Below are 22,370 nucleotides of genomic sequence, written 5' to 3'. Positions count from 1 at the left end.
TTCCCTCTCAAGTACCCATTCATCATCTATGCTTTTTAAAACAGTAAAGCTCATTACAGATGGTACAAGTGGTCTGCTTTGGTACCAGGCGAAGAATATAAGGTGAGAATTGGCTCACACAATGCAGCGATTTTGTTTCAAAAGTGAGAATCATCACAGATCGCGAATTTGCTCGTTTTAGGCGTTTCACCAATAACGCCAAGGGCTAGCACGAGATCAAGCCAAATACGCACTTTTTGTTTTGACAAAGGGTTTACAAAGCACACTTTTTCACCCGCTATATTCCGCCCCCCCGAATTTATTCAGAACAAGGTTCTGATTATTCACATAAGAAATTCATCAACTTATAACGATAAGCCTGAGCAAACTTTGACACTATGAACGACAAAATAAAATTCGCTATTAAAGTATCGCTTAGCCTGACTCTGGCTTATCTGATCCCGTTTGCCATGGGTTGGCCGCAAGCATCGACGGCCGCAACCACAGTGATGCTGATTGCATCCACAGGCAGTCGTCGTGAATCCCTCGCCAAAGGTACCTTACGCGTGTTCGGTACGTTGGTTGGCGCCGTCGTTGGCTTGTTACTGGTGGGATTGTTTGCTCAAGACCGCTTGCTGTACATGTTGAGCGTGTCGGTTGTGGTCTCATTCATTTTTTACTTCCGTAATGCCTATCAAAAAGATCCAACGCTACTCATGCTGACCGGCGTGATGACGTTGATGATGTCCAATGGCGGTGACGCAGAAGGTGCGTTTCTTTATGGCGTTGACCGCGCCTATATGACGGTGTTTGGGGTGGTGGTTTACACACTCGTGGGGACTTTCTTATTCCCGACCAAAACAGAACAAAACCTAAGACAGCTCATCGAACAACTCAACCAAGCACAACGCGCGTTGTTCACCTCTATCTTGCAAAATTTCGAGCAAAAATCGGCAGGGCAAATCTCTCCTCAAGAAGGCGGAGAAGAAAATCCAGAAGCGGAAGAGCCACAACCTCCTAGCGTGGACACTCTCATCGAACAGATGTTTGCTGCTCAAAATGCGCTCGAACAGCGTTTTGCCACGGTCAGTGTGGAATGCAGTGACGTGTCGGCCTACATGAAAGAGTGGCGCTTGGCAGTTCATTTGAACAAGCAGGTAACGCAACAATTGACCGTCGCGGCGCACAGCCACTTTAGCCACCAGCAAGACCGTGAAAGCATCAGCAACTTTGCTCAAGCCGTGGCGGAAATTGACGCGCTATTTGATACCTGCCAACAAGTCTGGGACGAAAAAGAACCCGCTTATCGTGCCCAGGAATTCAAAGTCAAATACAACCAAGCGTTGCTTGAAGACGCAGCTCACCTAGAGAAAGGCTCTGCGCTTACGCTTGGTCACCTATTGGAACTGATGCATCAAAACTTGTCGCGTTTAGCGGAGAGCATTAGCTGCATTGACTCTGTGACGAACAATGTCTCCTTTGACGTGCCACTGCCGAAACCGAAAGGCAAGTTTCTATGGTGGGACGCAGAAAACTTTAAAACTGCGGTCAAAACCTTTGTTACCTATTGGGTTGCAGGACTGATTTGGATTTATTTCAATCCACCAGGCGGCTACTCGTTCGTGGTCTTCTCGACCATGTTTATGTCTTTGCTGTCGTTCGTACCTGTGCACCCGATATTGTTACTTGTTCTGTTCACTTTCGGCTTCTTGTTCGCGGTACCTTCTTACGTCTTCATCCTTCCGCAATTGGATCTCGGATTAGAACTTGGCCTGTTTATCTTTATCTACACCTTTATCGGTTTTTATCTGTTTAACGGGCCAGTGACGATTTTCTATATGATTGGCTTGTTTGTTCTCGGTTTAGACAACAACATGTTTTATCACTTCGGGATCCTCATGACGATCATGCTGTTGTTCTACATGGTGGTGTTCATGATTATTTTCGCGCACTACTTCCCGTTTAGCTCACGACCAGAACACCTCTTTTTGACCATAAAAGAACGCTACTTCCGACATACCCGAGAGCTGTTCACTACCTATCAACAGCAGTCTAGCTCGGTTATTACGCCGCTCAAACGGGCCTTACACTTGGTGACGCTCAATGTCTCATCGAAAAAGCTCAAAGTGTGGGGTTCGAAAATCAACCACAAACACTTTGATAAAACCACGCCAGAAGCGATCGGCGCGTTTAGCAAAGCGTGTGATGTACTCAGTAATCACATCAACATCTTAATGGCCGCCGAGAAAAAGTTGATGACCAATCCACTAATTACTCAGCTTCGCCAACAGCACCGCGATTCCATCATTCCTTTGATGGCGGGCGCTTTAGCCAGCCATCAAGCAACACAAGAACTCGACTCCGTATTCGACCAATACAGTCAGGATTACCAAACATTCGAAGATAAACTGGAAGATTTTTTTAGTGAGTTGGATTTATCTGACTACGCTTATTCAGAGATAGCCGGTTTTTATATCTTGCTGAATTTAAAACGGAACGTGTTCGAAGCAATCAAGCATTGCAAGCAAACCTACGAGGATATCGATTGGGTGAACTTACAACAGAAGCGTTTTTAAAGGTGGGGATATGATGCTTCCAAAACTAACCAAACCAAGCCTCGCCATACTTTCTTTGCTCGGACTCAGTGCGTGTACCACGGTAGGACCAGATTATGTTCATCCAAAGCAGGCGCCACTGCCAAGTGACTGGTCGGTGCAAAAAGCAGCCAAAGATACGCAGCAATCAGAGCAACAGCTACAACAATGGTGGCAGCAATTTAATGACTCAACTCTTAATCAGCTGGTTGAGTTGGCGAGCAAACAAAACCTCGATTTAGAAGCCGCAGGGCTACGAATTGTCCAAGCACGTTCATTGCTTGGTATTTCGACTGGCTTGCAATACCCACAAGTTCAAACCGTGTCAGGAAACCTAGCGCGTGCCTACGTAAATGATCAGGGCGTGAATAACGCCACTTTGTCGTTTGATGCTGCTTGGGAAATGGATGTTTGGGGCAAGTATGCTCGCGGTATTGAGTCGGCAGAAGCGGGTTACTACGCATCCATCGCATCGTATCACGACATCATGGTCACTATAACCGCCGAAGTGGCGCGCAATTACATCAACTATCGCACATTCCAAGAACGTATTTTGCTGTCTCGCCGCAACATAGAGATTCAAGAGCGTGTCGTACGTATTACTCAGGTGCAGTTCGACTCTGGCAACGTTACAGAATTGGACGTTCAACAAGCTAAAAACCAACTCTACACCACCAAAGCAGCGTTACCGAGCCTCGAAGTGGCAATGAAGCAATCACGTACTGTGTTGGCTTTGCTACTGGGTCTGTTACCAGAAGAAGTAGATCGACTGCTACAGTCGGATGGGATGCACAAGCAAATCGCTGAGTACGAAGCCCAGTTCAAATCGACGGGCAGAAAATCGGCGCTATCGGGCACCGACGAGCGTTCCATTGTGCCACGTCCACCGCTTTTGGATACGCAAGTGGATGCTAACTTAGTGATGCGACGTCCGGATTTGCAAGTCTCTGAGATGCAAGCTCGCGCGCAAAGTGCGCAGATTGGCGTGGCAGAAACCGCTCTGTACCCAAGCTTTTCGTTGTTCGGTTCCATCGGTATCGACAGTACGGTTCCCGATGGCAGCAGTTTCAGTTTTAGCGATTCGCTCACCATGGTGGTTGGCCCAACGTTCAGTTGGAACATTTTCCAATACGGACGCGTGAAAAATAACATTCGTTTCGAAGATGCTCGCTTCCAAGAAACGCTGACGAACTACAACAAAAAGGTACTGCAAGCCGTTAATGAAGTCACCAATGCAATCGAAGCGTATGACCTGTATTTGCAGCAAAAAGATTTACGCTTGCAATCGGTCAACTCTTCCATTCGTGCGTTCAACATATCCATGACACAGTACGAAAACGGACAAATTTCATTCGAACGTCTGCTTAACTCGGTAGAAAAAATGACCCGCGCAGAAGACAGCTACGCAACGATCAAAGGTAATGTTGCGAACCAAGTTGTCGCGCTCTACAAAGCCCTCGGTGGAGGCTGGCAAACCCAAACAGGCAAACCTTTCATCAGTGAATCGATTGCCACGCAGATGACAGAGCGCACTGACTGGGGAAGTTATTTAAATGAAGAAAACCGCGTATTGCCGCCTTTGCGACTCGAAACTCCGGCTGAGACCAGTGATGAAAACAAAACGGAGGATCGGTAATGCCTCATGAACTCTCTTGGGGAGACGTTTACTTTTCTCCTACGCTACTGGTGCTCTTTCTCGCCGTCACGGCCACGTGGATAACGGTGATGATATTGAACAAGACACGTTTGTCTCGCTTCATCGCTTTTCCGTCTCTGACGTTTATTGCCATCATGGTCGGTTATGTGGTGGCCATCGACAGCTTTTATATTCAATTTTAGGTGCCAAACAAGATGAAAAAACTATTCGTAATCGCACTCAATCTTGTCATTCTTGGTGGCGCAGCTTGGCTCGGCTATCAAAAGTTTGAGGAATACTTTAATAACCCATGGACACGAGATGGGCAAGTGCGTGCTAACGTCATCAAAGTGGCTCCTCGCGTATCAGGCCCAATTGTAAATGTCGCGGTGCAAGACAACCAAGAAGTAAAAACGGGGGATTTACTGTTTGAAATCGACCCTGCGACTTACCAGGTTGCGTTATCTCAAGCCGAAGTAGCACTGGAGCGCTCCATTGTTAGCTCTCGCGGTAAAAAAATCGAATATGACCGCTTAAAAGACATTCGTGCCAAAGACCGTGGCGCGGTTTCTCACAAGGATCTGATTCGTCGTGAAATCGCTTACGAAGAATCGCTACTGCAAATCAAATCTGCAGAAGAGCAACTAAAATCAGCACGCCTTAATCTCAGCTTTACCAAAGTTTATGCGACCGTCGATGGTTTTGTATCTAACCTCGATATTAGAAACGGTACGCAAGCGGTCGCAAACCAACCACTGCTCGCACTGATCGACAAAAACAGCTTTTGGGTATTTGGTTTCTTCCGTGAAAATCAACTTGCGCAAATCGAACCTGGCAGCCAAGCGCGTGTCACTTTGATGTCACACCCAGACACGCCAATTGACGCGACGGTTGACTCGATTGGTTGGGGTATTGCGCCCAAAGACGGCACGGTCGGCTACAACCTTCTTCCAAACGTAAACCCTGTTTTTCAGTGGATTCGCTTAGCACAACGTATTCCGGTGCGAATCTCCCTACAAGAACTTCCTGAAGATGTTGATCTTCGATTCGGGCTTTCTGCGTCCATCATGGTGATGAAAGAGTCATCCGCAGAAAGTGAACAATAACTAAGTGAGAAGAGCCATGGTCATTGGTAAAAACCTCAAAAATATTAATGAAGAAAACAACTTCTTCTATCTAACCTTAGCACTAGTGATTTTGTTGCTAGGGAGTGCGATGGCACAAGTCGTAGGTGAAGGGACGATTGAACACATACTTCAGGCTTTCACGGTTCTGACGTTTATCGTCTGTTTTGCGAGCCTTCGCTTTGACAAAACCTGGTCTCGTTTCCTCTACAGCCTGTTTGGTATTTGGGTTCTTGTGATTGTGATCAAGACCGTTTTCGACATCAGAGAGATGAATGTGGTGATGCTTGCCCTCACCTTTGCGTTCTTTTTCGGCACTTTTAAATCCATCGCAAGACAGATTCTTTTCACCGGCCATGTCAACAGCAACAAAGTCATTGGCTCGGTCGCGCTTTTCTTGCTGCTTGGTCTGATGTGGGCGATTGCCTACCTCATTCTGCTTGAGTTTTCGCCTGAAGCCTTTACCGGTATGGAAGCGATTTCTTGGGGGCAGAACTTCTCCAATGCAGCGTATTTCAGTTTCGTTACCTTAACCACGCTCGGTTATGGCGACATTAGTCCTCTAACACCACTGGCTCAAGTCGTGGTGTATTTAGAGGCCATCACAGGTGTTTTTTATATGGCGATTGTTGTTTCAAGTCTCGTCAGTTCTAACATTGATCATCAGGTAAACAAAAATGGATAAACAATCGGTAAAAATCGACAGTAAGCTTTTCATCAGTAATATGGTGGAATCGGCAATACGCATTGGCTTGATCTTTGTCTTGCTGATGTTTACGTACGACATCATCAAACCCTTCATCCTTCCGGTTATTTGGGGCGCTATTATAGCCGTCGCTTTAATGCCGCTTACCCAAAAATTGCAGCGTGTATATGGTGGTCGCAGAGGTCTGGCAGCCACAACCATTGCTTTACTTGGTATTGCCCTCCTTGTCACGCCACTTGTTATGGTATCAGGCTCCATTGTGGATGGTGCAACGCACGCGCTTGAAGTACTACAAAATGGTCAAGTGAAAATACCAGGGCCAAAACCTTCCGTAGCGGATTGGCCTATCGTGGGTGATAAGCTCTACGAAGTGTGGACCCTATTCGCTACTAATCTTGAGCAAGCGATTCAAACCTTTATGCCACAAATAAAGGCAGGACTCACATCTTTACTGGGTACACTGGGGGGCGTATTGGGAAGTTTACTGCTTTCAATCTTGTCACTTGCGATTGCAGCAGGTTTCATGACGTACTCTGAATCTGCGGCATCAGGCCTAAGAACCATCGCGATTCGTACCGCTGGTGAAAACGCAAAAAGCTGGACCACGCTTATCGCAGCGACAATTAAAAGCGTACTGCTTGGCGTAGTCGGTGTAGCGGCGATTCAAGCACTGTTGATCGGTGCTGGTTTCTTCGTATTTGGCGTTCCGGCAGCAGGTTTACTCACACTGCTTCTAATGATCTTATGTATCGCTCAGCTCCCGGCGTTGCTCGCAGTGCTACCTGTGATTGGCTTCATGTACATGACCCAAGACACCTCAACAGCAACCATGTTTACTGTTTGGGTCGTAGTTGCGGCTCTTTCTGAAAACCTGTTCAAACCAATGTTAATGGGACGTGGCGTCGACGTGCCAATGCCTGTGATTCTGCTCGGTGCCATCGGTGGTATGCTTTTCTACGGCATCGTTGGTCTGTTCTTAGGTGCCGTTATCCTAGCAATTTGGTATGAGTTATTTGTTTGGTGGTTGAGCATTGAGAAAGCACAACAGCAAGAAGAAATGGCAGAACAACAAGACGCTTCTGATGACCAATCAGAACCTGGACACGGTGCTGGCATTTAATAAATCAATAAGTTAGAAAGAAATTTAATCTATAACTTATGATATCAAACCGCTGCATTTCAGCGGTTTGATTCTATTTGGATCACAGTTTCGTCGTAATAAATGCGATAAAAATGACGTTCTTGTTAAATTTTCATACTTATTACACTTGGGAGTTGCAATCGGGCAATGAACGATGCACTCTCGATGACCACTAATTTGCTTAGGATAAAAACAATGAAATTGATCAAGCCTTTAACTTGTGCGCTTGCTCTCGCAATGAGTGGCATGGCATTCGCAGATGTAACCGTGAGTGTTCCTGACAACGTTTCAGTATTGGCGGCTAACGGTGAAAAAGCAGATCTTTCGGGTGGTTTTTTCGCCTCTGAAAGAACACTGACGTTACCTGATGGCCTTAACCAAGTCGTATTTCGTTTCGCCCCTTACTTCAACCAAGGTAATGACCGTTTAAGTGTTGAAAGCGATGTTATCGTTACACGATTTGACGCGACCAATGCCGAACTCACTCTACAAATGCCAGAATACCGCAACCTACGTGATGCGGAAGAGAAGATCAAAGACTTAGATTGGAAACTGGTTGATGATTCAGGCAACGCAATCGCGGTTGACCAGGACAAGTTGCTCAAACCGGGTATGCAAATCGGTCGTGATTACGTACGTGAAATCGAAGATTATAACCAAGCTGGCGGTGCAGCAGCCGTGGCTTTTGCTGGCGCAGCGACCATGCAGCCAGTCACGCTTCCTGCAAAGGTTCCTGCGGATATGAAGCAAGTGAGAGCAACTGCGGTTAAAGCGGATTCGACAGCTGAAGAGATGCTGCACTTCTGGTACCAAAAAGCAGACGCAGAAACCAAAGCTCGCTTTAAGAAATATGTTAATCAACAGTAAATCTGGTTAACTTTATCGATATTAAAAAAGCCACTTCACGTGGCTTTTTCGATCAAAAAATTAGGAAACTTGGACAACTTTAGTATTGGCGATCAAGTCATGCAACAAACGTCGCTCCGGATGAAAGAACAACAATGCCAAATTTACCAACGGGATCCCCGGAATGAGCATCTCCAGTAAGTAGCTAATAACAAGCCTTAACCCTGCTGTAACTTTCGTTGCCTTACTATCATTTTTCATTACAACTTTAATACCAATCATGCGCATACCAATGGTTTGCCCATGACTCAATGCATTCCAGTTGATCATTAAAACCGTTGGTAAAGAAAGCAAGTAAAACGCCTGAGTTTCACGAACAAGCGTGAGGTTATCTGCTAAAGAGAGCTGAAAGTCGTTAAGAAAAGAGTTAATACTCAATGCGATGATTAACACGACCACCATCGTAAAGAGCAGGTCGATAAAACCAGCAATGATTCTCTGTTGCTTGCTCGCGATAAAAGCATACATGGACTTCAGTCACCTCAATGTAATTGGTTAAGCGAGAATGACTGAGTGTACAGACGCGCAATGGTGAGCGCAGTTTAGGTATTGCCAACATAATATTCAACTAAGAACATACTAAATCGCGGTCGTATCTCAAAAGTAATCATTACATCTTGAGCATAACCGTATCAATTTAACAAAACGCTACCAGTAACGTTCGTAAATGATATTTCCCCCGGTTTGATGGCGATACTTTTCCAAGCCTAGCTCTTGTAAGACGGGCACGGTATCTTTGATCATTTGTGGATTCCCACACATCATGACAAAGCTACGCTGAGCTGAGAATGGCGCATCAGCGGCGTTGGACAGTAAACCCGATTCGATGAGTTCAGGAATTCGGCCTTGTAATTTACCATCAACCACTTCCCTGCTGACTATCGGTATATACTTTAATCTGCCTTCATATCGTTGCTGAAGCTGTTCAATTAGGTATTTATAAACCAGATCTTTTTCGAAACGAACGGCATGAACCAGCACAATGCGCTCATTGTGAGGCGGTAAGTTTATATCATCCAGCAGCGATAAAAACGGTCCAATCCCCGTACCTGTAGATAGCAGCCACAGGTCATGAGCCTGTTTAGGAATAGAATCATGGATTAAATCGCCATGTGCGGTGGCACCGACATAAATGCTATCACCAGATTTAAGCTTTTGGAGCCGTGGAGAAAGTTGTCCTTGAGGGTCGGCTACTATTAGAAATTCCAACCAATCGAATTGCTCGCTTGGCGCATTAACCACAGAGTAAGCACGGCTGATCGGCTTACCTTCATCATCAAGCAAAGCAAGCTTGGTGAATTGGCCAGCTTTAAATGAAAGAGGCGCGCCAGATATTCTCAAACTGAACAGCTCACCTGTCCAATCAATGCGTTTCTCAACTCTTGCGAGGTTGAAACCTTTGAGTTCAATCATGAGACACCTCCTATCTGGTTACTCTTAGTTAAACTTACGCCTTCAACTCGATTATGTAAAGTTTCTAGTTTACATAATCAAACCACTATTTCATTTCACATTTTAAAAACAATTTTATTACATATTAAATGATTACATCTAGAATAAATGCTCAAAGTGATAAGTCGCGTCGCAATTTGTGGCAAAGCAGATGAAAAAGGAGCAATAAAAATGGACACACTGTTAAAGGACTTTCCCGTTATCACAGAGATAAAAGTCGCATGGGGTGAAATGGATGCTCTGCAACACGTTAATAACGTGGTCTATTTTCGCTACTTCGAGACCGCACGTTTAGATTACTTCAACAAAATTAACCTGCTGGTCGACCTGCAGACCTCGCAAATTGGACCAGTACTGAGCGAGACTCAATGCCGCTACAAATTGCCTGTTACTTACCCAGACACGCTATTAGTCGGTTCTCGCGTAATCGACATGCAAGAAGATCGCATCACGATGGAGTACCAAGTGCTGAGTAAGAAGTGGGGTAAAATTGCGACCATCGCGACCGCCACTGGTGTGATGTTTGATTTTAAGAACAACGTTAAAGCTGCGATTCCAGATCACGTTCGCCAGTCGATTTTAGACTTGGAAGGAACCGTGGGTAGTACGCATCATTTGGAGTAGCAATAAACGAGAGATTAAAGGCGAGGTTCCCGACAGCGCTTCTTCATCGCTATCGGGAATGATGCTGAGGTACCATTCCAACTTACGCAATAAGAAAACTAGCGTCATTCTAATGAGCCTAAGTGAATCATTCGAAACCTCGCTAAACGTAACAGCAGCGCGACTCTTCCAGCCTACGCGATAAGAAAAGCTGCGTCATTCTAGCGAGCCATAGCGAGACTAAAAATCTACTTACCGCTTGCTGCAGACCATAGTGCCATGAATAAACTCAATACAATCTGAGGGTAGATTCTGAATCACGCTCGTTCCTCGCTGTTCAGAATGACGGTTCGAGATTGGCTCTAACCCCTACAAAACCATCTAAAAAAGCGATTCCAGATAAACCTATGTGACCATCCGGAATCTCGCTTTAGACGCATCAGCAGAGCGATTCTTCCAGCCTACGCGATAAGAAAAGCTGCGTCATTCTAGCGAGACTAAGAATCTACTTGCCGCTTGCTGCAGACCATAGAACCATGAATAAACTCAATACAATCTGAGGGTAGATTCTGAATCACGCTCGTTCCTCGCTGTTCAGAATGACGGTTCGAGTTTGGCTCTGACCTCTACAAAACCATCTAAAAAAGCGATTCCAGAAGAACCTAAGTGAGTCACTCGGAATCTCGCTTTAGACGTATCAGCAGAGCGACTCTTCCAGCCTACGCGATAAGAAAAGCTGCGTCATTCTAGCGAGACTAAGAATCTACTTGCCGCTTGCTGCAGACCATAGAACCATGAATAAACTCAATACAATCTGAGGGTAAATTCTGAATCACGCTCGTTCCTCTCGGTTCAGAATAACAGTTCGAGTTTGGCTCTGAGCTCTACAAAACCATCTAAAAAAACGATTCCAGACAAACCTAAGTAACCATCCGGAATCTCGCTTTAGACGCATCAGCAGCGCGACTCTTCCAGCCTACGCGATAAGAAAAGCTACGTCATTCTAGCGAGCCAAAGCGAGACTAAGAATCTACTTGCCGCTTGCTGCAGACCATAAAGCCATGAATAAACTCAATACAATCTGAAGGTAGATTCTGATTCACGCTCGTTCCTCGCAGTTCAGAATGACGGTTCGAGTTTGGCTCTGACCTCTACAAAACCATCTAAAAAAGCGATTCCAGATAAGCCTAAGTGACCATCCGGAAAATCGCTTTAGGCGTATCAGTGGAGCGACTCTTCCAGCCTACGCGACAAGAAAAGCTACGTCATTCTAGCGAGCCAAAGCGAGACTAAGAATCTACTTACCGCTGCTGCAGACCATAGAGCGGTTAGCAGAATGTCTCGATGTACAGCGCTTCCACCTTATCTCTGGCCCATTGCGTTTTACGCAGGAACTTCAGCGACGATTTGATTGAAGGATCTTTCTTGAAACAGTTCACACGAACGCGCTCATACATGCCATTCCAACCAAAGTGTTCAACTAGTCGGGTGACGATTTTCTCTAAACTCAACCCGTGAAGTGGGTTATTCGGCTGCTGTTGGCTCATGCTATTGATCCGGTAAAGTGAAGTTGCGCGCTAATCTAACTCAAACTCGCCGTGCAACCTAATGTTTTAACCTTGAATTGGCCTACGACTCTCCCCTATAGTAGCCCAAACTTCTTAAAAGCCCTTTTCATTATGAAAGCCCTCAACGACCTCAATATTTTTGTCGAAACCGCGCGCCAAGGCAGCTTTTCAAAAGCCGCTAACAGTATGGACATGACACCTGCCGCCATTAGCGCATCGATTAAGCGTCTTGAAGGGCAAATCGGTTTCCCGTTGTTTGTGCGTTCCACCCGAAGCCTGCGTTTAACCTCAGAGGGCGAACTGTTTTTAGACAAAACCACGCAAGCGTTGGCAACATTGCAAGAGGGGTTGGATCAGATCTCAAGTGCGCGCGGGGAGTTGTCTGGTCAGCTGCACATTACTGCACCCTCCGATTTTGGTCGCAATATGTTGCTCGATTGGGTGGATGAGTTCATCGATCTCTACCCAAATGTTTCCATCAAACTAGAGCTGTCCGATAGCTTGACGGATATGTACACCAAGCCTGTCGATATTGCGATTCGCTACGGCGAGCCGGCCGACTCTAATCTGGTCGTGTTGGCATTGTGTGGGGCAAACGAACGGATCTTATGTGCATCGCCAGAGTACGTAGCTACACATCCAGAACTCACCTCTCCTGCCGATTTAACGCAACACAACTGTTTGTGCTATATGGTCGCGGATTCGGTCTACAACAAATGGACGCTCACGCGTGACGGCGAGAAAGAACAAGTCGTGGTCAGCGGTAACTTGATGAGCAACGATAGTGACTTGCCACATCGGTTAGCGATCAAAGGCAAAGGCATTGCGAATAAATCGTTGATGGACATCAGCCGAGACTTAATCGAGGGAAGATTGGTGCGAGTGTTACCAGAGTGGGATTGCGGCCCAGTACCGCTCTACATGGTGTGCGCCGATCGTCGCTTACTGACGCCAACGATTCGGACTTTCCGCGACTTTATCCAACAAAAATGCTGCCAACAACGCGCCAACGTGCTGGCAACCTTCTGTCATTAGGCGATAAATCGAAGAGGACGAATCTGGGTATACTCAACCCAATCGTTCTCTTCCAATGTTTCAAGAAACGCCGCCATGTGCGGGCTTTGCAAATGCTTATCCAAGGCCTCTTGCGATGCCCAAATCTCTTGGAACATAAATAGGCCTTCAACTTTCTCGTCAAGATACAACTCGTATTGGCAACAGCCTTCTTCTTGACGAGTTGGCTCTAGTAAACCAGCAAGCAAATTCACCACCTGATCCTTGCTGTCTGGGTAGGCTTTCACTTCTGCAACTAAGTGGATCATCGTTTTATCACTCTTTTGCGATTTATATATTGATTACAGGGTTCTACGTCACCTGTAAGTAAGCTCGAATTAGATCTCGGTGAATACGGTTTCTGTGTCCCAGCGAGACTTTGGCGTTTTCGCGTTGAAGTCATCTTCCGCGTGGTAGCCCAGCGGCACGATCACAACGCTGGTGTAACCTTTTTCACGCAAGCCAAATTCTTCATCCAGCACTTTGGGATCAAACCCTTCAATTGGCACTGCATCAATTTCTAGCGTCGAAGCTCCCAGCAGCAACGTACCCACGTTGAGGTAAACTTGTTTCTCCATCCAATGGTTCGCATCTTTCAGATCAAAACGGTGCATGTTTACAAAGTAGCTACGACCACCGCGCACAGCCGCTTTCGCTTCTTCAGTTGGGAATCGACCATCTTTTTCTTCTTGCACCATTAGCGCTTCAATGTAGTCGTTATCGATGCCTGTTTTTGCACAAAACACCAATACGTGAGAAGCATTGAGAATCTTCGCCGCGTTAAACGCGTAGTTCTCTTGCGCCGCTTTAGCGATGCGCTGTTTGCCTTCTTCTGTGCTTGCCAGAATGAAATGCCAAGGTTGAGAGTTTACACTCGATGGACTAAAACGAATCAGCTCTTTAACTGCGTCGATTTTTTCTTGAGGTAGCTTGCGCGTTGGGTCAAACACTTTCGTTGAGTAACGAGATTTTGCAGCTTGTACGATATCCATGAGGTTCTCCAATTAATGAACTTAAGCTGTGTAACAGCATAACCTCATGAGATAAAGGGAAAAACCGATTTCGATTAAAAACATTTTCAAAATAAATTTGAAAATAAAACGATAAGAAAGGCTTTGAGCGTTCTCACTGAACTTCTTCATCTTTTTAGCAATAATGCATGTTTGCTCGCAACCAAACTCAACTCATGCTGCCTCAAGATAACGTTATTACATCCTTTCTGTGCAAAAAGCTCGGTCACAATCACCTTCGAATTGCCGGCGAATATTGGCACATTGAGAAGTTGGTTGCCTTGCAATGCATGATGTTGAAAGAAGCGCCTAACCTCCAAGAAGGGCTGCTTTGGTGGAGTAAAAGTGTTTCATTATTCGACCGCCGTTTGTACGTCACATTGCAACATGGTGATGCCCAAATCCATCTGCAAGTCGAATGCAGAACGGCCGATATGCCAAATTGGGCGGAGTCGGTGTTTGGCTTGCTCAAAATGCAATTGGAAATGCTTGAGCTAAGCGAATCAATACAGGTACAAATTCAAGCCAGCAATCCACTCGCGGCCGATATTTTTCTAAGGGAAACGCGAGATTCTAAAACGAGTTCAAGCGTGTTTGACCTGGTGAAACATGTTTATTTGCTGCTTTCTCACCAGCCAATTGAGCAACCAGAATTACTGAGTGTTTTGAACGCCTTGTTCATCAAAAACAGCAATTACGCGCTCAAGTTAGAGCAAGCGGCAAGGCAACTGGGCGTCTCCAAACGCACCTTGCAACGTCGACTGCAAGAGAAGCAAATGAGCTACTCTCAATGCGTTGATTTCGCGAAAAGAAAGCAAGCACTCACTTTGCTTGCCGACACCCAACTCACAACGCAGCAAATCGCCTATCAACTTGGTTACGAAGAACCATCGAACTTTCACCGCACTTTTCGTCGTTGGTATCCGTTTTCACCCATGCAGTATCGCCAACAATGTTTGGATAACCGAACTCAGCTAAATCAGCAACCGATCCGCTTGTACTACGCCAAAGCCAATACCTTCGACGATAACCACATCGACCAACCTGTCGGCAAAATCTGGATGGAAGTGGACAATATTGCGTTTGAAAAAGTGGTCTCGGTAGAATGCCGTGACCGTGATGGCGCATGGCGGCGCTACCCCGCCTTCTTCGAGCGTTTTTTAAGTCATGGCACCGAACTCTGGGCAACGACCGAACTTCCGGTGGCGCATCCCCTTACCTTTCGCCTGTGTTACGAAGTCGATGGGGAGCGTTACATTGAGAATAACCACCAGCGTGATTATGTAGTTTCTAAGGGGCTTTTAATTGGCGCAACGGAATATATTGTCCCGACTCGGCAACTTATTAACATTGGGGCGCAATATACGCTCTTTATCGAACTGGCATGCCGACTTGAAAACGTTGCGAGGATTGACTGTTACGCCGATGATGACCCCACACCTCACGCAATGCGCTTAACCAAACACTCGCTACATTATGCTTGTTGGGTGCTGCAATTATCGCTCACTCAAACTACAAAGCAGTGCCGTTTCCGCCTTTATGATGAATCCGGCAACGAGCTCGCGAAAGAGCATTACCCGATACAATATCCTATTGTGCAACCGCTCAATTAAAACTGTCGGTCAGATCAAAATCGTCTCTTCGTGACATCATTTCACGTCTTTTTTGGCGTGAAATGACACTCTCAATTTCAAACCTTTGATTTATCGTTTCCGCATTGCTGCACAACGGAGACAAAAACCGTGTTTGAAACCTTACCTAACCCTATGAATAAAATAAAAATACTCCCTATAGCGATCGCCCTAGCTCTTTCTGGCTGTGGTAGCGATGAAACTACGCCAACCGATACAGGAAGCCACGTGGCATCTCCTGATTGGCAAGACCAGATCATTTACTTCTTGATGATCGACCGTTTTAACGACGGCGACAACACGCTTAACGATCAAGGTCAGAATGAATACGATCCTACCTCAGACAAGAAATTCAGTGGTGGAGACCTGGTTGGTGTCAGTGACAAACTGGGCTACATCGAAGACCTAGGCGCTACCTCTATCTGGATTACACCGCCAGTGGCAAACCAATGGTGGGATGCCGAGCAAAACTACGGCGGCTACCATGGCTACTGGGCGCGTGATTTCCAAAAAGTGGATGAGCACTTTGGTGACATGGAAAGCTACCAAGCGTTAGCGCGAGAAGTGCACGCTCGTAATATGTTCTTGATTCAAGACATCGTGACCAACCACGTAGGTAACTTCTTCACTTACGATGACCCATACTATTACGACCCTAGCCTACCTTGCCAAGGTTTCCGTTTGATTGAAAATGCGCTGCCAGCAGGGCAAGAACTGCCTTATCCGCTCAACATGAATGAGTGTAAAGAAGACGGTACTGGCATTTACCACTGGACGCCAAGCATCACCGACCACAACGATCCCGTCCAAGAAAAAACCTGGCAACTGTCGGATCTGGATGATCTAAATACGTCCGATCCTGAAGTACGCGCTTATCTAAAAGAGAGCTACCGAAAATGGATTCGCGAAGTCGGCGTCGACGGATTCCGTATCGATACGGTGAAGTTTGTTGAACACGATTTCTGGAACGATTTCCTACACGCCGACGATGGTGTGATGACGCAAGCGGTTGATACTGGTCGTGACAACTTCCTCACTTTTGGTGAAGTATTCGAAACATCTACGCCCTACCACACCGAAGGCGAAGAGAAGATGCTGACTTACATCGGTGAAAGTGGCTCGCCGAAACAGCTAACCTCGGTACTGAACTTCCCATTGCAAGCGACCATGACGCGCGTATTTGCATCAGGGCAACCGACCGACTATTTACGTTTCCGTCTTGAGAAAATGATGGACATGTTCCCGAATCCATACATCATGCCGAACTTCATTGATAACCACGATATGCCACGTTTTCTATCGCAAGGCAGTGTCAACGATATGAAGCAAGCTCTGATCACAATGATGGCAGTGCCGGGCATCCCTGTGATTTACCAAGGTACAGAGCAAGCGATGTCAGCGGCGCGTGATGCGATGTTCGCCGGAGGGTATCGTGAAGATGGCAACTACGTAGACTCATTCGACCAAAACAGTGAGATGTACTTGTTTATTCAAGAACTTGCCAAGCTACGCACTGAAAACAAAGTCATGACACGCGGCGAAATGAAAGTGATTGGCAGCGATAAAGCGGGCGCGGGCGTGTTCGCCTTTACTCGAACGTTGGATAACGACGAAGTCTTGGTTGTGATGAATACATCCAACTCGCCGATGTTGATGAACCAACTCGATGTAGAACAAGTTGGTGGCACCGTCTTCAAACAACAAATCATGTCGAACTGGGTAGACGCTCCAGAGCAGTTAATCGCAGATGAAAACGGTCACGTAACCCTTGAGCTACCAGCCAAATCTGCCGTGATTTACTCAAAAACTAACGATACCCAATCGGTAGATACCCCAGACCTCAACATCCAACTGGCGCAGGGTTGGGAAGGAAAAACCATCACTGGTGATATTGTTATCGCGGGTAGTGCGAACGCCAACGAGAAGTTGAACCTTGTCGTCGATGGTAACTTAGAAACAGCGCAAGCCATTACTGCAGGCGCTGATGGTCAGTTTAGTGTCACGCTGTCGACTCGTCACTTTGCAATTGGCGAACAACAACACCGCTTCGCGATTTATTCTACTGAGAAAAAAGCTGGCATTGAAGATGTTAACTTTGTGTCGGACTTAAGCTGGTCAAACACGCCAGACGACACTATTGATGACGCGGGTGATGCGCAAGATGGCATGGGCGGTCCTAACGGTAACTATTCGCTACCAACGGATCCAACATTCGATAAAAACAATAGCCAACTCGCAATCAACAAAGCTGAGGTATTTACCGTTGGCAGTAACGTACGTTTGACCTTCACTATGGACAAAATCACCGACACTTGGTTACCACCAAACGGCTTCGACCACGTGGGTTTCACCATCTTTATGGATTTACCGGAAGAAACGGCAACCAACTTGTCTGAGCTACCGAAGATCAACGCTTCTATGCCAAGCGGAACCTGGAGTCGCAATGCGGTTGTTTTTGGCTGGCAAAGCTCGATTTACAACACCAAAGGAGCAAATGCGACGACATGGGGAGAAGCCGTAACGCCAGCACCAACAGTGACAGTAGACAAAGCCAACAACACCATTTCAATGGACTTTGCTAGCGATGCACTAGGCCGCCCAGATTCGCTCGATGGTATCCGCTTCTATGTCACGACTTGGGACTTAGACGGCCTTTCGGCAACTTACCGTCCGCTAGAGCAAGACAAAGGCCCTTGGAACTTCTCCGGTGGCGCATCGGATGAAAGTAAGATTTGGGACGATTTACCAATCATCACCTTGTCGGAATAAACCGTTAAATAAGACACCGCCCAGCGTTATAGCAGGGCGGCCATCAACAAAAAAATGCAGAAAGACACTTCTGCTCGTTTTTATTCTAGTTAAAGAACGATTTCACCCACAGCACCAGACTGTCCCAAAGCTGAGCGAACCACGAGCCCTCTTCTACCGCTTGGCTGCTGACCAAGGGATAACTCGCCACGGTACTGTCATCACTTTTCCAAACGACCTTACCAATCTCATCTCCTTGCGCGATCGGCGCAATCAACGGTTCATTTAACACCACACTCTTATCAAGCCCAGCCGTCATTGAACGAGGCAGAGTGAGATAGGCATCTTTAGCAAAGATCGCCTCAACTTGATTGGTATTTCCCTTCCAAACGCGAACTTTAGACTCAACTTGGCCTTGCTTAGCAACTTGCTTGGTGTCATAAAAACGAAAACCATAGCTGAGTAGATTCTTCGATTGGCTGATCCGAGCCTGTTTACTTGGCGTGCCCATCACCACCGAGATAAGGCGCATTCTTCCTTCTTTGGCCGAACTCACCAAGCTGTATCCCGCATTGCTGGTGTAGCCGGTTTTGCCCCCGTCGACATCAATGGAATTGTCCCACAGCAATTTATTGCGGTTGTACTGTGTAATGTCGTTCCACTTGAAGACTTTCTCACTGTATAGCGCATACACATCAGGAACATCGCTGATGATCGACTGCATGAGTTTTGCCATATCGGTTGGTGAGGTTTGGATGCCATCACTATCAAGACCATGGGAGTTCACAAAATAGGTGTCTTGCAGTCCTAATTTCTCCGCCCAACCATTCATCAAGGCGACAAAGCCGCGTTCACTGCCTGCAACATGCTCAGCCAGTGCAACACACGCATCATTTCCTGATTGGATGATCACGCCGCGCATTAAGTTCGCAACACTAATTTCATCTTTCGGTTTGATGAACATTTTAGAAGAACCGGGAAACTTGGCCGACCACGCGTTTTCGCTCACGGTGACAACATCATCCCATTTCAAACGCCCCGCTTTGATTTCTTGTCCAACTACATAAGCGGTCATCAACTTGGTTAAACTCGCCGGAGCAAGGCCTGCTCGCCCGTTATGCTCGGCAATAATGGCACCGGATTGAAAGTCCATTAATACGTAACCTTTTGCCTGTAACTGAGGTGGGTTGGGCGTAACAACGGCAAAAGTAGGTACGCTTATTAAACAAGTCACAATTGTCCATCGAGCCAGTGACACTTTCATCCGACTTCCTCCATGCTCTTACTTTGTCGCAACTCTATTGAGCATAGCTCACTCAACCAGTTGCACCAGTCGCTAATCGTTTCATTTTCTTGAACTTACATTGATTTGACCAAGGTATAGAACTGAAGAGGCGATTGGGAAATAGCATTGGTTCTTCATGCCATTCGCAGTAAAGTAGCGCTACCCCTCAATAAGGAAATAAAGATAACAATGAACGCTCAATCATTTATCGACGCAGGATTGCATTACACTCCCCACAGTTTTACCGTTCCTCTGGATTACCAAGACGCGAGCAAAGGCACCATTGAAGTCTTCGCCCGTGCGGTTTGCCTAGTTGGCGATGAAGAATCGACCAAACCTTGGTTGGTTTACTTTCAGGGCGGACCTGGCTTTCCCTCTCCGCGTCAAAACGGCAATAACGGCTGGGTAAAACGCGCGCTGCAAGAGTACCGAGTTTTGCTCCTCGACCAGCGCGGTACGGGCAATAGTTCGGTGATTAATCATCAGACTCTGGCTCATTTCACACCGCAGCAACAAGCAGACTACTTAAGCCACTTCCGCGCAGACAACATTGTTCGTGATGCGGAATACATTCGTGAGCAATTTGGCGTCGAAAAATGGGCGATCTTAGGTCAAAGCTTTGGTGGTTTTTGCTCCCTCACCTATTTGTCTTTGTTCCCAGACAGCTTGCTACAAAGCTACATCACAGGTGGCGTGCCATCAGTCTCGCGTCATGCCGACGATGTGTATGAAGCCACTTTCAAACGCACCATGGAGAAAAACCAAGCGTTCTTCCAACAATTTCCCAATGCACAGCAACTTTGCCAAAACATTGCGAATCACTTGCTAGAAAATGAAGAGTACCTACCAAATGGTCAACGCTTCACGGTGGAACAATTTCAACAAATCGGCATCAACTTTGGTGTGAGTGATACTTTCTTACCAACTTACTATTGGCTAGAAAGCGCGTTGATTGAAGTGAACGGCAAACCACAACTTCGTTATGAGTTCTTAAACGATATGTTGGCGCAGCAAAACTTCCAAACCAACCCGATCTACGCCATTTTGCATGAATCGATTTACTGTCAAAGCTTCGCGTCGAATTGGAGTGCGCACCGCGTTCGCCAAACCCGATCAGAGTTTAATTATGAATCTGGCAAGCCATTTTACTTTACGGGGGAAATGGTCTTCCCATGGATGTTCGACCAATACGTTAACCTCAAGCCACTAAAAGACGCCGCAGAAATATTAGCCGCGAAAGAAGATTGGGCTGCGCTGTACGATCAAACACAACTGGCTCAAAACAAAGTGCCTGTCAGTTGCGCCGTTTACGCCGATGATATGTTTGTTGAAATGGATATCAGTCGAGAGACGCTCGCGTTAATACCAAATTCAAAAGCGTGGATCACCAATGAGTACGAGCACAACGGTTTACGTGCCGACGGTGAACGTATTCTCGATAGGCTCATAGCCATGGGTAAACAGACCGCAGCTACGTTGAAATAAGCACGGCAGACGTTAGAAAAACGCCTTTTCAGTATGTGGTGAAAAGGCGTTTTATAGCGGTTTATGAACAATGGCGATCAGTCATTCACTCTTTGTCCCTAAACCTTTATCCCTCACCACCTCATGTATAAAACTGCGACATGTCCTTTCCTTGTCAATGACTCCGGTGATTATTTGGTGCTTCTTGCGCCTAACTTTTTTGAAGGGCCTAAAACAGAATAACAGCATAAATCTAAACCAAAAGTATCGGCTCCAACCTACCTAACCCACTATAATTAATGCTTATAATTTGAACACATAGCGGCTTCACCTGCGGACATGCTCCTCCTATCAAAGACCGCCAGGCCCCGCCTACTCATAATATCCGTATAATTTGTCCGTATTTCCGACTAGTTTAGTCAGGTATACTTCGTGCCGCTAAAATTTTAAGGTCGTTGACCACCTGTATTTTTAAAGGAAACCTCATGAGTCAGTATGTAGTTTGTGCGCTGTACAAGTTTGTTGAGCTGAATAACTATCAAGAGCTACGCGAGCCATTACTTGCGTTGATGGAAAAACACCATATTCGCGGAACATTACTACTGGCAAGTGAAGGTATCAACGGTACTGTTGCATCTGATCGTGCAGGTATTGATACGCTACTGGAGTGGCTAAACAACGAACCTCGTTTGACTGGCACCGTATACAAAGAGTCGTATTCTGAGACCCAGCCATTCAATCGCACCAAAGTGAAATTGAAAAAAGAGATCGTAACATTAGGTGTTGAAGGTATAGACCCTCGCCACGTAGTGGGTACTTACGTGAAACCTCAAGAGTGGAACGATCTTATTGCTGATCCTGAAGTGTTTGTTGTCGATACACGTAATGATTACGAAATCGAGATCGGGACATTCAAAGGCGCTGTAAACCCAAATACTGAAACCTTTCGTGAATTCCCAGACTATGTAAAAGAAAACATGGACCCGGCAAAACACAAGAAAGTTGCGATGTTCTGTACCGGTGGTATCCGCTGCGAAAAATCAACGGCTTACATGAAAGAACAGGGCTTTGATGAGGTCTACCACTTAGAAGGCGGCATTCTTAAATATCTTGAAGAAGTTCCTCAAGAAGAGAGCATGTGGGAAGGCGATTGTTACGTATTTGACGGGCGTGTTGCAGTGAACCACCAGCTAGAAAAAGCAGATTACGATTTATGTAACGCTTGTCGTCTACCGATCACTGAAGAAGACAAACAGTCAGAATTGTTCGAGCAAGGCGTGAGCTGTCCAAAATGTCACGGCACACACTCAGAAGAACAAATTGCTCGATTCCGCGAGCGTGAAAAACAAATTGTTCTTGCAGAGCAGCGAGGCGAGCAGCATGTTGGTGGTGAAAGTGCCAAGCAAAGAGAAGCCCGACGTGCCGCTAAGTACGCGCAAAAAGAAGCGCAGCGTAAACAAGACTAAGCCC

The 22,370-nt window shown here is 46.3% G+C and carries 19 protein-coding genes; 13 read left to right on the top strand and 6 right to left on the bottom strand.

Annotated elements, in window-relative coordinates:
* Positions 1-377: 377 nt before the first annotated feature.
* The 7 genes from IJ23_RS14920 to IJ23_RS14890 all read left to right on the top strand — a co-directional run bounded on the left by IJ23_RS14920 (position 378) and on the right by IJ23_RS14890 (position 8,047).
* The gene (locus tag IJ23_RS14920) at positions 378-2,555 is read left to right on the top strand and encodes an FUSC family protein (protein WP_033906683.1); all 2,178 of its coding nucleotides are present in this window, start codon (positions 378-380) and stop codon (positions 2,553-2,555) included.
* Between the two features lie 10 nt (positions 2,556-2,565).
* Positions 2,566-4,209, top strand: coding sequence for a TolC family protein (locus tag IJ23_RS14915; protein ID WP_033906682.1), 1,644 nt, complete (start codon positions 2,566-2,568; stop codon positions 4,207-4,209).
* Positions 4,209-4,412, top strand: coding sequence for a DUF1656 domain-containing protein (locus tag IJ23_RS14910; RefSeq protein WP_005374946.1), 204 nt, complete (start codon positions 4,209-4,211; stop codon positions 4,410-4,412). The genes IJ23_RS14915 and IJ23_RS14910 overlap by 1 nt, the downstream gene beginning before the upstream one ends.
* 12 nt (positions 4,413-4,424) lie before the next feature.
* Entirely contained in the window at positions 4,425-5,315 is an 891-nt protein-coding gene (locus IJ23_RS14905; RefSeq protein WP_033906681.1) for an HlyD family secretion protein, read from the top strand.
* A 16-nt stretch (positions 5,316-5,331) separates the two neighbouring features.
* Positions 5,332-6,018, top strand: coding sequence for a potassium channel family protein (locus IJ23_RS14900; protein WP_005374942.1), 687 nt, complete (start codon positions 5,332-5,334; stop codon positions 6,016-6,018).
* Positions 6,011-7,159 carry an AI-2E family transporter gene (locus IJ23_RS14895; RefSeq protein ID WP_005386936.1) on the top strand — a complete coding sequence of 383 codons (1,149 nt, stop codon included), beginning with the start codon at positions 6,011-6,013 and terminating at the stop codon, positions 7,157-7,159. The genes IJ23_RS14900 and IJ23_RS14895 overlap by 8 nt, the downstream gene beginning before the upstream one ends.
* Positions 7,160-7,375: 216 nt before the next feature.
* On the top strand, positions 7,376-8,047 hold the full coding sequence (locus tag IJ23_RS14890) for a DUF2057 domain-containing protein (protein ID WP_017634411.1): 672 nt from the start codon (positions 7,376-7,378) through the stop codon (positions 8,045-8,047).
* 60 nt (positions 8,048-8,107) lie between these two features.
* Here IJ23_RS14890 and IJ23_RS14885 read toward each other — a convergent pair whose 3' ends face one another.
* Together IJ23_RS14885 and IJ23_RS14880 are read right to left on the bottom strand one after the other, a co-directional pair.
* Complete coding sequence (locus tag IJ23_RS14885) at positions 8,108-8,554, bottom strand: RDD family protein (protein WP_025768614.1); 447 nt, start codon at positions 8,552-8,554, stop codon at positions 8,108-8,110.
* Between the two features lie 180 nt (positions 8,555-8,734).
* Positions 8,735-9,499, bottom strand: coding sequence for a ferredoxin--NADP reductase (locus IJ23_RS14880; RefSeq protein WP_005374935.1), 765 nt, complete (start codon positions 9,497-9,499; stop codon positions 8,735-8,737).
* 210 nt (positions 9,500-9,709) lie between these two features.
* Between IJ23_RS14880 and IJ23_RS14875 the strand changes: the two genes are divergently transcribed.
* The gene (locus IJ23_RS14875) at positions 9,710-10,162 is read left to right on the top strand and encodes an acyl-CoA thioesterase (RefSeq protein ID WP_005374933.1); all 453 of its coding nucleotides are present in this window, start codon (positions 9,710-9,712) and stop codon (positions 10,160-10,162) included.
* A 1,307-nt stretch (positions 10,163-11,469) separates the two neighbouring features.
* Here IJ23_RS14875 and IJ23_RS14870 read toward each other — a convergent pair.
* Positions 11,470-11,688, bottom strand: coding sequence for a VF530 family DNA-binding protein (locus IJ23_RS14870; protein WP_005374929.1), 219 nt, complete (start codon positions 11,686-11,688; stop codon positions 11,470-11,472).
* Between the two features lie 132 nt (positions 11,689-11,820).
* Between IJ23_RS14870 and IJ23_RS14865 the strand changes: the two genes are divergently transcribed.
* On the top strand, positions 11,821-12,744 hold the full coding sequence (locus IJ23_RS14865; protein ID WP_020838235.1) for a LysR family transcriptional regulator: 924 nt from the start codon (positions 11,821-11,823) through the stop codon (positions 12,742-12,744).
* Here the strand turns inward: IJ23_RS14865 and IJ23_RS14860 are convergent.
* Together IJ23_RS14860 and IJ23_RS14855 are read right to left on the bottom strand one after the other, a co-directional pair.
* Positions 12,741-13,031: a putative quinol monooxygenase gene (locus IJ23_RS14860; protein ID WP_025504417.1), complete on the bottom strand. Its 291-nt coding sequence runs from the start codon at positions 13,029-13,031 to the stop codon at positions 12,741-12,743. The two genes, IJ23_RS14865 and IJ23_RS14860, sit on opposite strands and share 4 nt — an antisense overlap.
* Before the next feature lie 69 nt (positions 13,032-13,100).
* Positions 13,101-13,754 (bottom strand): oxygen-insensitive NAD(P)H-dependent nitroreductase NfsB, encoded by a 654-nt coding sequence (locus tag IJ23_RS14855; protein ID WP_031411911.1) that lies wholly within the window; start codon positions 13,752-13,754, stop codon positions 13,101-13,103.
* Positions 13,755-13,921: 167 nt separating this feature from the next.
* Between IJ23_RS14855 and IJ23_RS14850 the strand changes: the two genes are divergently transcribed.
* Both IJ23_RS14850 and IJ23_RS14845 read left to right on the top strand, forming a co-directional pair.
* Entirely contained in the window at positions 13,922-15,385 is a 1,464-nt protein-coding gene (locus tag IJ23_RS14850) for a helix-turn-helix domain-containing protein (protein ID WP_172677726.1), read from the top strand.
* A gap of 129 nt (positions 15,386-15,514) precedes the next feature.
* Positions 15,515-18,172 (top strand): alpha-amylase family glycosyl hydrolase, encoded by a 2,658-nt coding sequence (locus tag IJ23_RS14845; RefSeq protein ID WP_033906680.1) that lies wholly within the window; start codon positions 15,515-15,517, stop codon positions 18,170-18,172.
* Between the two features lie 85 nt (positions 18,173-18,257).
* On the opposite strand, the gene IJ23_RS14840 is transcribed toward IJ23_RS14845, so the two are convergent.
* A complete protein-coding gene (locus IJ23_RS14840) occupies positions 18,258-19,415 on the bottom strand; it encodes a D-alanyl-D-alanine carboxypeptidase family protein (protein ID WP_024701007.1) in 1,158 nt (385 codons plus the stop codon).
* A 210-nt stretch (positions 19,416-19,625) separates the two neighbouring features.
* Between IJ23_RS14840 and IJ23_RS14835 the strand changes: the two genes are divergently transcribed.
* Entirely contained in the window at positions 19,626-20,921 is a 1,296-nt protein-coding gene (locus IJ23_RS14835; protein ID WP_033906678.1) for an alpha/beta fold hydrolase, read from the top strand.
* A 464-nt stretch (positions 20,922-21,385) separates the two neighbouring features.
* Positions 21,386-22,366, top strand: coding sequence for an oxygen-dependent tRNA uridine(34) hydroxylase TrhO (gene trhO / locus IJ23_RS14830; RefSeq protein WP_017634441.1), 981 nt, complete (start codon positions 21,386-21,388; stop codon positions 22,364-22,366).
* Positions 22,367-22,370 lie beyond the last annotated feature (4 nt).

The sequence above is a fragment of the Vibrio sp. OY15 genome (genome assembly GCF_000742455.1).
Lineage (GTDB): Bacteria > Pseudomonadota > Gammaproteobacteria > Enterobacterales > Vibrionaceae > Vibrio > Vibrio alginolyticus.
Note: the sequence above shows the minus strand (reverse complement) of the source record. Positions and strands in the feature narration are given on the sequence as shown.

Coding starts and splice junctions, on each gene's coding strand:
- IJ23_RS14905 (WP_033906681.1), top strand. CDS start 4,425: ATGAAAAAACTATTCGTAATCGCACTCAATCTTGTCATTCTTGGTGGC.
- IJ23_RS14835 (WP_033906678.1), top strand. CDS start 19,626: ATGAACGCTCAATCATTTATCGACGCAGGATTGCATTACACTCCCCAC.
- IJ23_RS14900 (WP_005374942.1), top strand. CDS start 5,332: ATGGTCATTGGTAAAAACCTCAAAAATATTAATGAAGAAAACAACTTC.
- IJ23_RS14860 (WP_025504417.1), bottom strand. CDS start 13,031: ATGATCCACTTAGTTGCAGAAGTGAAAGCCTACCCAGACAGCAAGGAT.
- IJ23_RS14915 (WP_033906682.1), top strand. CDS start 2,566: ATGATGCTTCCAAAACTAACCAAACCAAGCCTCGCCATACTTTCTTTG.
- IJ23_RS14880 (WP_005374935.1), bottom strand. CDS start 9,499: ATGATTGAACTCAAAGGTTTCAACCTCGCAAGAGTTGAGAAACGCATT.
- IJ23_RS14840 (WP_024701007.1), bottom strand. CDS start 19,415: ATGAAAGTGTCACTGGCTCGATGGACAATTGTGACTTGTTTAATAAGC.
- IJ23_RS14850 (WP_172677726.1), top strand. CDS start 13,922: ATGTTTGCTCGCAACCAAACTCAACTCATGCTGCCTCAAGATAACGTT.
- IJ23_RS14885 (WP_025768614.1), bottom strand. CDS start 8,554: ATGTATGCTTTTATCGCGAGCAAGCAACAGAGAATCATTGCTGGTTTT.
- IJ23_RS14910 (WP_005374946.1), top strand. CDS start 4,209: ATGCCTCATGAACTCTCTTGGGGAGACGTTTACTTTTCTCCTACGCTA.
- IJ23_RS14875 (WP_005374933.1), top strand. CDS start 9,710: ATGGACACACTGTTAAAGGACTTTCCCGTTATCACAGAGATAAAAGTC.
- IJ23_RS14870 (WP_005374929.1), bottom strand. CDS start 11,688: ATGAGCCAACAGCAGCCGAATAACCCACTTCACGGGTTGAGTTTAGAG.
- trhO (WP_017634441.1), top strand. CDS start 21,386: ATGAGTCAGTATGTAGTTTGTGCGCTGTACAAGTTTGTTGAGCTGAAT.
- IJ23_RS14895 (WP_005386936.1), top strand. CDS start 6,011: ATGGATAAACAATCGGTAAAAATCGACAGTAAGCTTTTCATCAGTAAT.
- IJ23_RS14890 (WP_017634411.1), top strand. CDS start 7,376: ATGAAATTGATCAAGCCTTTAACTTGTGCGCTTGCTCTCGCAATGAGT.
- IJ23_RS14855 (WP_031411911.1), bottom strand. CDS start 13,754: ATGGATATCGTACAAGCTGCAAAATCTCGTTACTCAACGAAAGTGTTT.
- IJ23_RS14920 (WP_033906683.1), top strand. CDS start 378: ATGAACGACAAAATAAAATTCGCTATTAAAGTATCGCTTAGCCTGACT.
- IJ23_RS14865 (WP_020838235.1), top strand. CDS start 11,821: ATGAAAGCCCTCAACGACCTCAATATTTTTGTCGAAACCGCGCGCCAA.